The sequence below is a fragment of the Shewanella sp. SM29 genome (genome assembly GCF_025654245.1).
Lineage (GTDB): Bacteria > Pseudomonadota > Gammaproteobacteria > Enterobacterales > Shewanellaceae > Shewanella > Shewanella oncorhynchi.
The window spans coordinates 26,118-41,043 of record NZ_JAKKRN010000017.1 but is presented as its reverse complement, the minus strand read 5'-3'; the positions used below and the strand labels follow the sequence as shown (position 1 = coordinate 41,043).

Genomic DNA, 14,926 nt, shown 5'->3' with positions numbered 1-14,926 from the left:
AGACAAGCGCATGGAAACTTGCAAAATGAACCTGCGGCCTTCAAATAGCCCGCTCTTGCACTTTAATGTTAGCTGCATGTATTCACCAAGTTACCTTGACACTCAAGCGAAGGATGTAAAATGCAAGTTAATCAAGATGATAGAATAACACCTCAAGAGACTTCTTCTAGCAGCAATCGCTTTGCGCTTTTTGCGATAGTGCTCGTCGTGCTACTTTCTGCCGGAGGATATTATTACTACAGCGGTGATTCTGACTCACCTAAACTCATCCCTAACGCCCCTATTGTATTGCCTGAAACACCGCCATCTGAACCTATGACGCTCGAAAGTGCGCCAGAGCCTGAAACCACAGAGACGACGCCTGCCGTTACAGAAACGAACACCAATAGCACTGAAACCACTGCAGTGGCAGAGCCTGAAGTTGTCGTAGAACCTGTGCCTGTGCTGGCTGAAAGTGATGCATTTGTGCAACAAAAAGCTCTCGCCATGATCAATAACAATGTGCTGAGTTCTTCGTTAGTGCAGCAAGATCTCGTCCGCCAATTTGTGGTATTCGTGGATAACCTAGCTCAGGGTGAATTAACCCGTAAAGTTAGCCCACTTAAAGGACCAGAGAAGCTGTTCTCAGTCTCAGAAATCACCAACAAAGTGTATTTAAATCCTGAGGGTTTCCACAGATACGATGCCTATGTTGACTCGATTGCCAAAATGGACGAACAGAGCTTAATCACAACTTACAAGCAACTGACGCCGCTCCTAGAGGAAGCTTTTACCGAACTCGGCTACAGCAACGCCAAATTTAACGACAGAATGCTGCAAGCAATTAAAATGTTACTCGCAGCACCTATTATTGAAGATCCGATTGAGCTGAATTCAATTAGCGTTAACTATCAATTCGTTGACCCTAACTTAGAGGCACTACCCAGTGCACAAAAACTGTTGATCCGTATGGGTCCAGAAAATACTCGCAAGTTGAAAGTAGCGCTGCGTAAAATCGAGAATCAATTGTCGCAATAGGTTATCAAGCTCATGCCAAAAGGCGCTCAGTGCGCCTTTTTTCATTTTAACCTGTAAGTTAAAGCATCTGCGAAATCAGATAGCCACTGCGATATTTGTTACTCAATGTCGAATAAGCGCTGCAAATCACAGCACTTGATCCCATTCCGTTAACCCGCACAATGCAAATGGCTTCATAAAAAGAAAGGGCATAGTGTAGAATGACCACGCTGTAGAGGGCATTTCGAGCGTCATTCTTCTAACGCGTATACTCCTCACTATGGTATGGCAATCCATTAATGTTCTAACTTAGTTAGGGATAACTAAGACAGCTTAAATTTAGTGTCGAGGCAAAGTAGTGCAACTAACATTCAGCATTCTCTCTTGGGGCGCTTGGGCCCCCCAATATCAGTACCATCAAAGTTGGCAAACTTGGTGCGAGAGTTCGGCTGAGCTCAATCTCGATACGCCACCACAGTCGGATACCACCGCTCCCGCACTCAAACAAATTCCCGCCATGCAGCGCCGCCGTTTTAGTCGCTTGACTAAGATGATGTTAGAGGTGAGTTTTCAGTGCGAAATGCCTGCAAATTGTCGCTCTATTTTTGCCTCGCGCCATGGAGAGTTACAGCGCACCATTGGCCTGCTCGAAGACATTATCGCCAAACAGCCCTTATCGCCCTTAGGTTTTAGTCAGTCGGTGCACAACACCGCCAGCGGCATTTTTGGCATAGTGGCGGCCAATACCGCGCCTTCAACCTCAGTTGCGGCGGGCACAGAAACCCTGTCCCAAGCTATGGTCGAAGCCTTCGCCCAATTACATCAATCGCCAGAACCATTGTTATTAGTCTTCGGTGATGATCCAGTGCCACCTGTGTACGATGAGTTTACCCAAGAATTTGAATTACCTTTGGCCCTAGGCCTACAGCTCGCGCCCTTCGATACGCCCGCTTCGGCCAAGCTCACGGTGAGCCGCATTTCTAAGGCAACAGCTTTAAATCCGCTGACCTATGGTGCATTTATCCACGCCCTAGCAACGGCGCAAAATATTTCAGGCTGCTTATCCCAATGGCATTGGAGACTTGAGCATGTTTGATGCAGCCCACAGCCATGACGCCGCTAAGGGCCATGAAGATTCAATGCTCAATGCCGCTTATACCTTGCCGGAAACTCGCCGCGAAGGGCTGAATTATGTGCCACGTTGGCTAGGCGGTGTAAGTTGTTATATCGCCTTTGGCTTAGGCGGCTTATTAAGCTCCTTGACCATTCTGCCACTACTGCGTTTTTGGCCAGGCACACCAGAGGCGCGGATTATTCGGGTACAAAAGGCCGTGCATTTAATGTTCAAAGGCTTTGTCGCCATGCTCACTTGGGCAGGTGTGATTAAGGTCAGCAGCCACGATGCCCAAAAATTACATGATGCCAGAGGCGTTATCGTCATTGCCAACCACCCCAGTTTAGTCGATGTGGTGGTATTGATAAGTCTCATGCCCAATGCGGGCTGCATAGTCAAACAAGCTTTGTGGCGTAATCCATTTTTGCGTGGTGTGGTGTCCTGCGCGGGTTATATTCCCAATCGCGGCGCCGAACTCATGCTAGAGGATTGCCGCGAAGTGCTCGCAAGAGGCACCAATTTAATTATCTTCCCCGAGGGCACGCGTACGGTGGTCGGTGCGACCATTAACCACTTTGCCCGCGGCGCTGCCAATATAGCCTTAAGGGCCGAAGCGGATATTTTACCTGTGGTGCTACGTACCAATGTGCGTGGTTTGACAAAGGAGCAACCTTGGTATGAAATCCCAAGGCAAACCATGGGAATGGCCGTTGAAATCGGCACAATCGTTTCTTACCAGAAGTACCAAGCGGCTTTAGGTGAGCATGCAAAAATGGCCCGGCAGCTGACGCGGGATCTTGAACATTACTATAAACAACAACTCGAAAATAATTATGAACTTAAACAATGAAATAAAGCAGTTAATCATCGACTGTCTCGATCTAGAAGACGTCAGCATTGATGATATCCAAACCGATGCACCGCTATTTGGCGAAGGTTTAGGCTTAGATTCTATCGACGCCCTCGAGCTCGGCTTAGCCATCAAGAAAAAATTTGATGTCAAAATCGAAGCCAATTCGGATGCCACTAAGGCCCATTTCCACAGTGTTGCCAGCTTAGCTCGCTTTATCGAATCACAGCGTCCATAGGAGAGGAATATGCAAAATCGTGAACAAATCCTCGCTATGCTGACCACTATTTTAGTGGACGAATTCGAAATTGATGCCGAGGCGATTACGCCTGAGGCCAACCTGTATGAAGAGCTCGATCTCGACAGTATTGATGCAGTCGACTTAGTGATAAAACTGCAGCAACTGACAGGTAAAAAGATCCAACCCGATGAATTTAAATCAGTTCGCACAATCAACGATGTGATTAATGCTATCGAAGGTTTAGTTAAAACCTAATGCGAGCCTTGCTACAGGTCTTAACCGCCCTAACTTTGCTGGCCTACCCCGTTGCCGTGTATTTAGGGCTCAGTTACTTGCCTGCTGGCACCATAGCGCTCGTGCTGTGTTTATTGCTGATAATGCGGCTAATGCTACAAAAGCAAAGGGTTAAGACATTAGTTTTACCACTATTGGTGGGGATTGTGCTCACGGCAGGCAGTTATCTTGCCAAGCGCAGTGATTGGCTGCTGTATTACCCAGTAGTGATAAATCTCACTATGCTGGCGCTGTTCAGTTATTCACTGCACACTGGCCCTAGCATGATCGAACGTTTAGCCCGTTTGAAAGAACCCGATTTACCGGATGAAGCCACTGGGTATCTTAAAAAAGTCACGCTACTTTGGTGCGGCTTATTTATCTTCAATGGCACTATGGCGGCTTACACCGCTGGCTTTACTAGCTTAGCAACCTGGACCTTGTATAACGGTTTGATTGCATACGTACTCATGGGACTGCTCCTCGGTGGGGAATGGTTATATCGCAGCTTTTGGTTGAAGAAAACATGACACAGCTACTCAAAAACTGGTTAACCCAAGGGCCCTTTGCCCAACAACTGATCAGCTTTAATCACCACGACATAGTCACAGGTGCATTATTTACCAATCAGGTGGCGTATTTTTATGAGCAACTGCTGGCCGCGCCAGAGAAAAAATGGCTGCTCGCGAGTGATACCAGCGATCTGTTTGCTGTCGGTTTATGTGCGGCGCTGTTAGCAGGCAAGGAAATTATCTTACCAGCCAACACCCAAACGGGCACGCTGAGCGAATTAACCCACCAGTTTGAAGGCATATTGTCGGACAAGCCATTGTGTGAAAGTCAGGCCTTTATTCTACTGAGAAAAGAGCTGAGCCTACCGAGCAAGCCTTGGCCGGCGAGCGAGGCTATCGGCGAACTTGTGCTATTTACCTCCGGCAGCAGTGGCGAACCTAAGGCGATCCGTAAAACACTTCAGCAATTAGACGTTGAAGTCTCAGTGCTCGAACATACCTTTGCCGAACATTTACCCCATTGCAGTGTGGTTTCAACGGTTTCCCACCAGCATATCTATGGCCTGTTATTCAAGATTTTGTGGCCACTCGCCGCCAGTCGGCCATTTTTAAGCGAGCAGATTGAATACCCAGAAACCTTAAGCTATTACACCGCCTTACTGCCAAACCTGTGTTTGATCAGTAGCCCTGCCCAGTTATCGCGTTTACCTAAGGCCTTAGAGCACGAGCGGCAGCTGCGCTCACCCAGCTTAGTGTTTAGCTCCGGCGGGCCCTTAAGTTTTGCAGCGGCTCAGGGGATCAGCCAATGCTATGGCCATTTGCCCATCGAGATTTTTGGTAGCACAGAAACGGGCGGCATCGCCTATCGCCGTCAGCATGAGGCCGATGAACCTTGGCAAGTGTTTGACAGAATATCGATAGATCAAGATCCTAGCGACGGAGCCTTGCTGCTTAAATCACCTTATTTAGCCGACGATGAATGGTTGCGCTGCGAAGATAAAATCGAACCAACCGAAAATGGCCAGTTTAGGCTCAAGGGCCGACTCGATCGCATCGTTAAGATTGAAGAGAAACGCCTGTCACTGGCGCAAATGGAAACGCTGTTAGGCAGTCACGCCTATGTTGAGCAAGCCGCACTTGTCGTATTGCCGCAGTTTAAATCCCAACTGGGCGCGGTCGTGACCCTCTCCGCGCTTGGCCGCAGTGTGCATCAAGAGCAGGGAAAACTCAGTATCAACAATGCGTTAAAAGCACATTTACTGACGCAATTTGAGCGAGTCACCCTGCCACGCCGCTGGCGTTATCCCGATATTTTGCCGCTGAACACTCAGGGTAAGCGTGTCACTGCCCAGTTAGTCGAGTTATTTGATCATGATTAAATCGAGTTTACCGCCGATCCTGCATTCCAATATCGGCATGGATAACATTGAATTACGTCTGTTAGTGGCGGCCGACCTTGAATCTTTTAAGGGACATTTTCCCGAGCAAGCCGTGCTACCGGGCGTGACACAATTAGATTGGGCGGTGCGTTTAGGCTGCCAATATTTCGGCTATTGCGAAGCCGTAGCCAACTTAGAAGTGCTTAAGTTTCAGCAACTCATACTGCCGGGGCAAGAAGTCACCTTAAGCATTAGCAACAATGCGGCTAAGGGAAAACTCACCTTCGCCTATAGCGATGGTGAAAACCGCTACGCGTCAGGTCGTATCGCCTTCGATATCTCGCCAGTTAACAGCAGCGATGGGGCGAGCCAGTGCTAACACCTCCCAGCGACTTAGTTGAGTCGGCGCCCATCAAGCTCGCCTTAGTGATCCCCAATTACAATCACAGTGCCGCAATTGCCCAGACCTTGGCCGAACTCGCCCAATTTAATCTGCCCTGTTATTTGATTGATGATGGCAGCAATGACGAAACCCGTTATCTACTGCAATCCTTAGCCCAAACCTATCCTTGGGTGACTTTGCTGCTGCATCCTTACAACCGTGGTAAAGGCGCTGCTGTGATGACGGGCCTACGCCGAGCCTACCACGATGGCTTTAGTCATGCACTGCAGGTCGATGCCGATGGTCAACACAATCTGGCCGATATTCCAGCTATGGTAGCAAGGGCGCAGGCTAAACCCGATGCGCTGATTTCAGGCAAACCCGAGTACGATGAATCCGTGCCTAAGGGCAGGCTCTATGGCCGTTATATCACCCATTTTTGGGTGTGGGTCGAAACATTAAGCTTTGATATTAAAGATTCTATGTGTGGCTTTCGCGTTTATCCCCTCGCCGCCACCGAGCGATTACTGTGCCAGCAAGCATTAACGGAACGAATGGATTTTGATATTGAAATCCTCGTCAAACTCTACTGGCAAGGGGTGGAAATTTTATTCCAGCCGACTAAGGTGATTTATCCCGAAGGTGGTGTTAGTCACTTTCAAGGTGTGGCCGACAATGTGCGCATCACTAAACTGCATACCAAGTTATTTTTCGGCATGCTCAAACGCCTGCCTTGGCTATTGAAGCGTAAATCACAGCAACAAGCCGCGCAAAACTCCCATTGCTCGTCAGCAACACAATCGACTTCATCAACTTCAGCCACCCATTGGTCGGGCATGAAGGAGCGCGGCAGTTACTGGGGCATCAAACTGTTAGCCGAGAGCTATCGTATTGGCGGCCATTGGTTGTGCCGCGCCATCATGTATCCTGTGATTTGCTATTTCTTTCTCACGGGCAAAGTCACCCGCGAAGCCTCGTTAGATTTCCTGCGCCGCGTGCAAACGCTTGAGCCGCAACATCCTAAGCTCAATCAGCCCATAGGCTGGCGCGATAGCCTGAATCACTTTTTAGCCTTTGGCAATGCCGCTCTCGATAGAATCGATGCATGGTGCGATCGCATCCAATTGAGCCAAGTGGATTTCCCCGATCGCCAAGTGCTGGCCGACCAGCTCGAAAGCGGTAAAGGCGCGGTGTTATTGGTGTCGCACCTTGGCAATTTAGAACTCTGCCGCGCCATTTCCATCCACCAGCGCAAGGTCAAAGTAAACGTCATGGTGTTAACTAGCCATGCTGAAAATTTCAATAAGGTACTTAAGCAGTTAAACCCTGATAGCACGCTTAATCTTATTCAAGTGACCGAGCTTAACCCCGCGACGTCTATGCTGTTGCAGCAAAAAATAGAAGACGGTGAACTGGTGGTGATCGCGGGCGATAGAACCTCGCCGAATACCCAAGGTCGCGTCATGTACGCGCCGTTTATGGGGCAAGATGCAGCGTTTCCCCAAGGGCCGTTTATTTTGGCAGGCTTACTCGATTGCCCTGTGTTTTTAATGTTTTGCCTGCGGGAACAGGGCCGTTATCGGGTGCATTTAGAGCACTTCGCCGAAACACTTAAAGGCCCAAGGCCGGGCAGAATGGACAGATTACAGCAGGCGGTAAATCGCTACAGCGAACGTTTAGAATACTTTGCCAGACGCGAGCCTTTGCAATGGTTTAACTTCTTCGATTTTTGGCGTAAAGACAGCGAGTTAGGACGCGTATCAGCCAATTCAGTACAAGCCGATGCTGTAACAGCAGAGTCAACATCACCGCAGATCCCAGAGCAGGATCATAAGACAGACAGGACTAGTCATTCATGAGCCACACCCAAGCCGCCGACTCAAAGAATCAATCAGACTTAAAGACTGTTGAGTTCGGCCGTCAATTTCTTACCTTAGAACAAGTGGTTGCCGTCGCCAAGGGCGCACCAGTCAAGCTCTGTGACGATGCGGATTATCAAGAATACATTCAAAAAGGTGCGCGCTTTATCGATAGCCTGCTGCACGAAGAAGGCGTGGTTTATGGTGTAACAACTGGTTATGGCGACTCTTGCACAGTCAATGTGAGCTTAGATCTGGTCCACGAATTACCACTGCATTTAACCCGCTTCCACGGCTGCGGTTTAGGCGAGACCTTAAGCATAATGCAGGCCCGCGCTGTGATGGCTTGCCGTTTAAACTCCTTAGCTATTGGCAAATCTGGCGTGACCTATGAACTATTAAAGCGCATCGAAACTTTGCTCAATCTCAACATAGTCCCTGTAATCCCAGAAGAAGGTTCGGTCGGCGCCAGCGGTGACTTAACACCGCTGTCGTATTTAGCCGCCGTATTAGTCGGTGAGCGCGAAGTAATCTACCAAGGTGAACGCCAAGCGACTCAAGCTGTGTACACAAAGCTCAACATCACCCCGCATGTCCTGCGGCCAAAAGAAGGCTTAGCCCTGATGAACGGCACGGCTGTAATGACGGCCTTGGCCTGTTTAGCCTTCGATCGCGCCCAATATCTTGCCCGCTTAAGTAGCCGCATTACCGCTATGGCTTCGTTGACGCTGAAGGGCAACTCGAACCATTTTGATGAAATCTTATTTGCCGCTAAACCGCATCTGGGGCAAAACCAAATCGCCACTTGGATACGGGAAGATTTAAATCACCACGAACATCCGCGCAATTCGGACAGGCTGCAGGACAGATATTCCATCCGCTGCGCACCGCACATTATCGGCGTGTTGCAGGATGCGCTGCCGTTTATGCGTCAGTTTATCGAAACCGAAGTCAACAGCGCCAACGACAACCCGATTGTCGACGGCGAAGGCGAGCACATTCTCCACGGTGGCCATTTTTACGGCGGCCATATCGCCTTTGCGATGGATTCACTGAAAAATACTGTGGCTAACTTGGCCGATCTTATCGATCGCCAAATGGCACTGGTAATGGACCCTAAGTTTAATAATGGCTTACCCGCTAACTTATCCGGCTCAACCGGCCCACGCCGCGCAATTAATCATGGCTTTAAAGCGGTGCAAATTGGCGTATCAGCGTGGACAGCAGAAGCGCTCAAGCACACTATGCCCGCCAGCGTGTTCTCACGCTCGACCGAATGCCACAACCAAGACAAGGTGAGCATGGGCACTATTGCTGCCCGCGACTGTATGCGCGTGCTGCAATTGACCGAACAAGTCGCGGCGGCAGCTCTGCTCGCCATGACTCAAGGTATTGGTCTGCGTATCGCCCAAAATGAACTAGACGAAGCCTCGCTCACCCCTTCATTGGCGAAAACCCTCGCCCAAGTGCGCGGTGATTTTGAGACCTTAATCGAAGACCGACCGCTTGAAGCCGTGCTGCGCCAAACCATAGCTAAAATCCAAGCGGGTGAATGGGAAGTGTGCCGATGAAATCATTGCTCACTATCGATATGGAAATGCAAATCCCCTTCCACGATGTGGATTCCATGGGGATCACTTGGCATGGCAATTACCTGCGTTATTTCGAGGTTGCTCGCTGCAAACTGCTCGATGAGCTGGGCTATAACTACCGCCAAATGCAAGCATCTAACTATGCGTGGCCTATTATCGATTTGCAGATTAAATACGTCAAAGCCAGCACCTTCGAGCAAAAAATCACAGTGCGCGCCGAGTTAGTCGAGTGGGAAAACCGCTTAAAAATCAATTATCAAATTCGCGACGTTGAAACGGGTGCGCGCATCACTAAGGGTTATACCATTCAGGCAGCAGTCGACATGAGCACCCAAGAATTGTGTTTTGTCACCCCAGAGGTGTTCCGTGACAAAATCGCCACCCTGCTCGCTAAGGTGGAAGACTAATGAATTCAGTACTCGCCAAGAGCTCTGCGCTGACGAAGAATCCTGTGCTGGCGAAGTGTGCATTATTCCTCAGCCTTACTTGCGGTTTGGCTTGTGCTTTGATAACCCTGCCACTCAAAGCAGAAACCTTAGCTGAGCCCGGTGTTTATCAAACACTCTTTAGCCAAAGTGCGGATACCGCGCAGCTTGTGGCCTTAAGCCAAAAGCTTAACTTGGGCGAAACGGTGCGAGGCCAGTTTGTACAATCTCGGCAACTAAAGGTGCTCAAAAAGCCGTTAATCAGCCAAGGTCAGTTTATCTTCGATCAGACCCAAGGGCTGATTTGGCAGCAGATAAAGCCCTTCGAATCCCTGCTGATTTTAAAAGATAAGCAGCTTATTCAGCGCGATAGCCAAGGTCGAGTCCAAGTCAGCAAAGCCGATGCCTCGGCGAGCGCTGCCGCGATAGGCGATTTATTACCCAGCCTAGTGCGCGCTATGCTCGGCGGTGATATTTCCGGTTTAAGTGAGAACTTCGAACTGCATTTCCTCATCGCAGACAGGTTGAGCACAGACGGCCAATGGCAATTAGGCCTAACGCCCAAAGATCCCTTAATGAAAAAAGCCATCGCCAATATGGTGTTAGAGGGGAGCGATGTGTTGCAATCCTTAGTGCTGCTGAGCGCGGCGCCGAGTGTGGCACAACAGGATATGACCCGCATCGACTTTAGTGCGCTTTCCCAAGGTAAACTCAGCGAAACCGAATTGACGCAGTATGCTGTGGCGATAGAGGCGAATAAACCTTAACCATGGCCGCCAATTTCACCGCGCGCGCCAATCAAGCGCTAATACAATCATCCCCTAAATGGCGCCTCGCCATTTGGTTGCTATTGATGCTGTCTGCCAGTCTGTGGACGTTGCAACTCTGGCAAAACGGCGCAAGGGTGCAGAGTGATATTCTCGCCATGCTGCCCCATTTACAGCAGGACAAACTCACAGAGCGCGCCCTTAACCAAGTTGAAGCCACGCTCGCCGATCAAGTCTATATTGCGCTTGTCGCCAAGGATGAAACCACGGCAATAGCCGCGGCTAAGCTGTTGATGCAAAAGCTTGAAACTGACCTTGTTGCTACTGGCAAAAATGCTGCACTCACAGATATTCGCAGCGCAGATATGCAGCTCGGTGAAGCGTTGGGGCAATATTATTTCCCCCACAGATTTAAATTACTGACAGCGCCACAAGCTGAGGCGTTAGCAACGAAAGACATTGGTAATCTGATTGAAGCGGCCACAGCGCAGCTTTACAACGCCTTTAGTTACGCCAATAGCAACTTGCTTGTCCAAGATCCACTGCTGTTATTCCCCGCCAATTTACTCTCCCTCGCGCCGAGTTCAAAAGTCAGGGTCAGCCAAGGTATTCTGCTGGCTAATCAAGGCGATCATGTTGCAGCTGTTGTTATGGCAAAAGGGCGAGAAAGCGCTTTTAATCCCAATGCGCAATTGGCGCAGATGACGGCATTAACCCTAGGATTGGATGCGGTTAAACAAAGCTATCCCGATATTACCCTGCTTAAGGCTGGTGCCCTGTTTCACGCGATTGCGGCGACCCAAACGGCTAAGAGTGAAATCTCGATTCTCGGTCTTGCATCCTTACTTGGGGTAATAGCTTTAGTCTGGCTGGCGTTTCGCTCTGTGATGCCACTACTGTTGGCAATCGTTACCATTTCCAGCGGACTGTTGCTGGCCGTAACTTTTACCTTAAGCGTGTTTGGCGAGCTGCATTTACTCACCTTAGTGTTTGGTACTAGCTTGATTGGCATTGCCATCGACTACAGCTTTCATTTTTACTGCGAGCGCTTAAGCGATACCGAGCGCAACGCAAAGGCGACGGTCGCGTATATCTTCCCCACTGTGACGCTTGCCTTTATCACCAGTGCCTTAGCTTATGTGGGCATAGGTTTAGCGCCGTTTCCAGGAATGCAGCAAGTGGCGATTTTCTGCGCCGCGGGGCTGCTCGGGGCTTATCTCACCCTCATTCTCGCCTACCCACTGTTAGCGGGAAGTCGTTTGCCATCGGGCTCCCGCCCATTAGCGTTAGCGGGGAAGTACCTTGCCAACCTCACTCAGTTATCCAACCGATTGACCTCACCTTTAGGCATGAGCATGTTTGCTTTAGTGATAGTGATGTGGTGTCTGGTTGGCGTAACCAAGTTAACCGTCGATGACGATATTCGCCATTTGCAGCAAAGCCCTGCGAGCGTGACTGAACCTGAAAATCAGCTCAGGCAGCTACTCAGCGGCGGCACAGATAATCAATTCTTACTGGTACGCGCCGCGAGTCAAGAAGCACTACTACAACAGCTTGAGCGAGTGTCGCCACTGCTCGATGCCGCTATTGCGAACCAAGAGTTAGGCAACTACGTCAGCCTCAGCCGATATATTCCCAGCCATCAAAGGCAAGACACGGCTTATCGCTTACAGGGTGAAATTTATCAAACTCAGATAGATACTGTGCTCACAAGCCTTGGGTTGGATGAGAACTTAAAGCCAGAGTTGCAAGCAAGCTACTTAGCAGCTAAAGAGCAATATATCGCCCCAGCAGATTTCTTTAAGCTAGAGGCAGGCAAGCAACTCGCACCGCTGTGGCTAGCACCAAATGGCAAGGCCACCAACTATGACGCGCTAAATGATGGCGGCGCGAGCGCTGAGCATGGTGCCATTGTCTTGCTTGGCGGCATTCAGCAGATCGACGCGATCAAGGCGCGCTTTGCCCATGATGAAAGCGTACAACTTATCGATAAAGTCGCGGATATCTCCGCCGTCATGGGCCATTACCGACTGTTAACCCTAAAGCTGTTAGCGCTCGCACTCGGTATCGCACTCTTGTTGTTTAGCCTGAATTTTGGCATTAAAAAAGCCGCGGTTGTCGTTGCCGTTCCAGCCCTTGCGGCCTTGCTAACGCTTGCAACCTTAGGCTTAACGGGCTCGCCGCTGAGTCTGTTCCATGCACTCGCGCTCATTTTAGTTTTCGGAATTGGGATAGACTACAGCTTGTTCTTTGCCTCTGCTCAAAACCACGGCAAGGCAGTGATGATGGCGGTATTTATGTCCGCCTGCTCGACCCTATTAGCCTTTGGTTTACTCGCCTTTAGCCAGACCCAAGCGATTCATTATTTTGGTTTAACCCTGTCGCTAGGTATAGGTTTAACCTTTTTACTTTCGCCACTGATTTTAACGACTAAAAAGTCCTGATAACGACAAGGAACGTACTTTACATGCCTACACCCGCTCACGATTTATCGGCTATGCCAAATTCACTTGCCGTCGATGTGGCTATTATCGGCGCAGGACCTTCAGGCGCCATTGCCGCCAGCTTGCTACACCAACAAGGCAAGCGCGTGCTGGTGTTAGAAAAACAACATTTCCCCCGTTTTTCCATCGGTGAAAGTTTACTGCCCTGCTGCATGCAATTCATCGAAGAAGCCGGCATGTTAGACGCACTCAATGCCGCCGGATTCCAACATAAAAATGGCGCAGCCTTTCGTCGCAATGGCACTTATACTACCTTCGATTTTACCGATAAATTTACCCCAGGACCGGGCACCACATTCCAAGTGCAGCGCGCCAGTTTTGATAAACTGTTAGCCGATACAGCCCAAAGCCAAGGGGTCGACATCCGCTACGGCGAAACCGTCGAGGCGATAGATTTAACCGAGAATCCATGCTTAATGGTGCGCAATGAACAGGGCGAGCTTTATCAAATCAGCGCCCAATATGTACTTGATGCCAGTGGTTTTGGCCGTGTGTTACCCCGCTTGCTCGACTTAGAAAGTCCGTCTTGCCTACCACAGCGAAGCGCCATCTTCACCCATGTGGAAGATAACATCAGCGATCCCAGTTTCGATCGTAATAAGATTTTAATCAGCGTCCACCCTGAGCATAAAGACATTTGGTATTGGCTCATTCCCTTTAGCAATGGCCGTTGTTCACTCGGCGTAGTGGCAGAACCGCAATTACTTGCGCGTTTACAAGGTTCGCTTGAGCAACAATTGATGAGCATAGTCAATGAAGAACCAGGACTAAAAGCCCTACTGGCAAACGCTAAGGTGGTGCAAGAATGCGCCACGCTCAAGGGCTATTCAGCCAATGTGTCACGGCTTGCGACCGACAAGTTCGCCCTACTGGGTAATGCCGGCGAGTTCCTTGATCCGGTATTTTCCTCCGGCGTCACTATCGCCATGCAATCGGCATCGATGGCCGCAAAATGTGTGACCAAACAACTCAATGGCGAAACGGTTGACTGGCAAACCGATTACTCAGCACCTTTAATGCAGGGGGTGAATACCTTCCGCACCTATGTGCAAGCTTGGTATGATGGCCGCTTTCAGGATGTGATCTTCTATGAAGAACCGAATCCACGCATCAAGCAAATGATTTGCTCGATTCTGGCGGGCTACGCTTGGGACCTCAATAATCCCTTCGTTAAAGACTCGGAGCGCCGCCTGAATATGGTGGTCGAATTGTGCCAAAACCAAGTTTCCATTCCTGAATTTGCAGAGGCGTAACCGCATGTCGCTTAACTTTGACGCGAAATGGCGAGTGTTCCCCGCGCTACTGATCATCAGTCTAGGGCTGACGGGATGTAGCGAACTGCTGTTCAGGCAAACCTGTGTCGGCCTCGCTAAAGACATGCGTTATTGCTTGGCGCCACTGCCCCATGATTTTGCCCCCGCAGCCGATAAGCCTCTGATTAAACCGACGGCCAAACCCGCCGACATTAGCAGCCAGCAAACCGAGAGCAAAACGGGCGTATCCTCACCCCAGTCCTTTAGCCAAAAGGTCAGCATTAAAGTGGGTGATAAATCCCACGAGCTGCTCACTCAATTAGAGTTAGAGAATGAGCGCATGACACTCGTTGGCTTAGCGCCACTCGGACAGGCTTTGTTTACCTTAGTTTATGATGGTAATACACTCAGCAGTGAACAAAGCGTGCTGCTAGGGGACAATTTTAAAGCTGAGTACTTAATGGCGATGATGCAACTGATCTATTGGCCTGAGCAGAGCATTCGCGCCCATTTAGAAGGTGGTCATTTAGTCACAGGTCTTTGCGATACGATTGGGGGAAATCAGGGCGATACGCTTGAAGGCACCCGAGTGAATACAATCCCCTGTCGCCAGATCTATAGTCAAGATACCTTGATCAGTAAAAGCGGCCAGCAAACCCATGTGGTGCAAATCCGTTATCAGCAAAATATCGGCGATGCTCTTTGGCAAGCCCACATCAGCTTAACTATGCCACAAGCTAAATTTGAGCTAGAAATCGAACCTATTTAATCTGTTAGCA

At 49.7% G+C, this 14,926-nt stretch carries 15 protein-coding genes; all 15 read left to right on the top strand.

Annotated features, from left to right (window positions below; all coding sequences use genetic code 11):
* The first annotated feature begins 120 nt into the window (after positions 1-120).
* The 15 genes from L5L77_RS13155 to L5L77_RS13085 all read left to right on the top strand — a co-directional run bounded on the left by L5L77_RS13155 (position 121) and on the right by L5L77_RS13085 (position 14,916).
* Positions 121-1,017 (top strand): DUF3014 domain-containing protein, encoded by an 897-nt coding sequence (locus L5L77_RS13155; RefSeq protein WP_219255063.1) that lies wholly within the window; start codon positions 121-123, stop codon positions 1,015-1,017.
* A 337-nt stretch (positions 1,018-1,354) separates the two neighbouring features.
* A complete protein-coding gene (locus L5L77_RS13150) occupies positions 1,355-2,092 on the top strand; it encodes a beta-ketoacyl synthase chain length factor (RefSeq protein WP_263222896.1) in 738 nt (245 codons plus the stop codon).
* Positions 2,085-2,960 carry a lysophospholipid acyltransferase family protein gene (locus tag L5L77_RS13145; protein ID WP_173242769.1) on the top strand — a complete coding sequence of 292 codons (876 nt, stop codon included), beginning with the start codon at positions 2,085-2,087 and terminating at the stop codon, positions 2,958-2,960. Before L5L77_RS13150 ends, L5L77_RS13145 begins: the two co-directional genes overlap by 8 nt.
* Entirely contained in the window at positions 2,944-3,198 is a 255-nt protein-coding gene (locus tag L5L77_RS13140; protein WP_113941114.1) for a phosphopantetheine-binding protein, read from the top strand. Before L5L77_RS13145 ends, L5L77_RS13140 begins: the two co-directional genes overlap by 17 nt.
* A gap of 9 nt (positions 3,199-3,207) precedes the next feature.
* A complete protein-coding gene (locus tag L5L77_RS13135) occupies positions 3,208-3,456 on the top strand; it encodes an acyl carrier protein (protein WP_011787696.1) in 249 nt (82 codons plus the stop codon).
* Complete coding sequence (locus L5L77_RS13130) at positions 3,456-4,004, top strand: hypothetical protein (RefSeq protein ID WP_263140735.1); 549 nt, start codon at positions 3,456-3,458, stop codon at positions 4,002-4,004. The genes L5L77_RS13135 and L5L77_RS13130 overlap by 1 nt, the downstream gene beginning before the upstream one ends.
* Positions 4,001-5,365: an AMP-binding protein gene (locus L5L77_RS13125; protein ID WP_113941116.1), complete on the top strand. Its 1,365-nt coding sequence runs from the start codon at positions 4,001-4,003 to the stop codon at positions 5,363-5,365. The genes L5L77_RS13130 and L5L77_RS13125 overlap by 4 nt, the downstream gene beginning before the upstream one ends.
* Positions 5,358-5,744 (top strand): thioester dehydrase, encoded by a 387-nt coding sequence (locus L5L77_RS13120; protein ID WP_173242763.1) that lies wholly within the window; start codon positions 5,358-5,360, stop codon positions 5,742-5,744. Before L5L77_RS13125 ends, L5L77_RS13120 begins: the two co-directional genes overlap by 8 nt.
* The gene (locus tag L5L77_RS13115) at positions 5,738-7,606 is read left to right on the top strand and encodes a glycosyltransferase family 2 protein (RefSeq protein WP_263222895.1); all 1,869 of its coding nucleotides are present in this window, start codon (positions 5,738-5,740) and stop codon (positions 7,604-7,606) included. Before L5L77_RS13120 ends, L5L77_RS13115 begins: the two co-directional genes overlap by 7 nt.
* Positions 7,603-9,177, top strand: a complete 1,575-nt coding sequence (gene hutH, locus L5L77_RS13110) for a histidine ammonia-lyase (protein WP_263222894.1) — start codon at positions 7,603-7,605, stop codon at positions 9,175-9,177. The genes L5L77_RS13115 and hutH overlap by 4 nt, the downstream gene beginning before the upstream one ends.
* Positions 9,174-9,605, top strand: coding sequence for an acyl-CoA thioesterase (locus L5L77_RS13105; RefSeq protein WP_168826507.1), 432 nt, complete (start codon positions 9,174-9,176; stop codon positions 9,603-9,605). The genes hutH and L5L77_RS13105 overlap by 4 nt, the downstream gene beginning before the upstream one ends.
* Complete coding sequence (locus L5L77_RS13100) at positions 9,605-10,390, top strand: outer membrane lipoprotein carrier protein LolA (protein ID WP_263185228.1); 786 nt, start codon at positions 9,605-9,607, stop codon at positions 10,388-10,390. The genes L5L77_RS13105 and L5L77_RS13100 overlap by 1 nt, the downstream gene beginning before the upstream one ends.
* A gap of 2 nt (positions 10,391-10,392) precedes the next feature.
* Complete coding sequence (locus tag L5L77_RS13095; RefSeq protein WP_263222892.1) at positions 10,393-12,834, top strand: MMPL family transporter; 2,442 nt, start codon at positions 10,393-10,395, stop codon at positions 12,832-12,834.
* A gap of 23 nt (positions 12,835-12,857) precedes the next feature.
* Positions 12,858-14,147 (top strand): NAD(P)/FAD-dependent oxidoreductase, encoded by a 1,290-nt coding sequence (locus L5L77_RS13090; RefSeq protein WP_263185230.1) that lies wholly within the window; start codon positions 12,858-12,860, stop codon positions 14,145-14,147.
* 4 nt (positions 14,148-14,151) lie between these two features.
* A complete protein-coding gene (locus L5L77_RS13085; RefSeq protein WP_263185231.1) occupies positions 14,152-14,916 on the top strand; it encodes a DUF3261 domain-containing protein in 765 nt (254 codons plus the stop codon).
* The last annotated feature ends 10 nt before the right edge of the window (positions 14,917-14,926 follow it).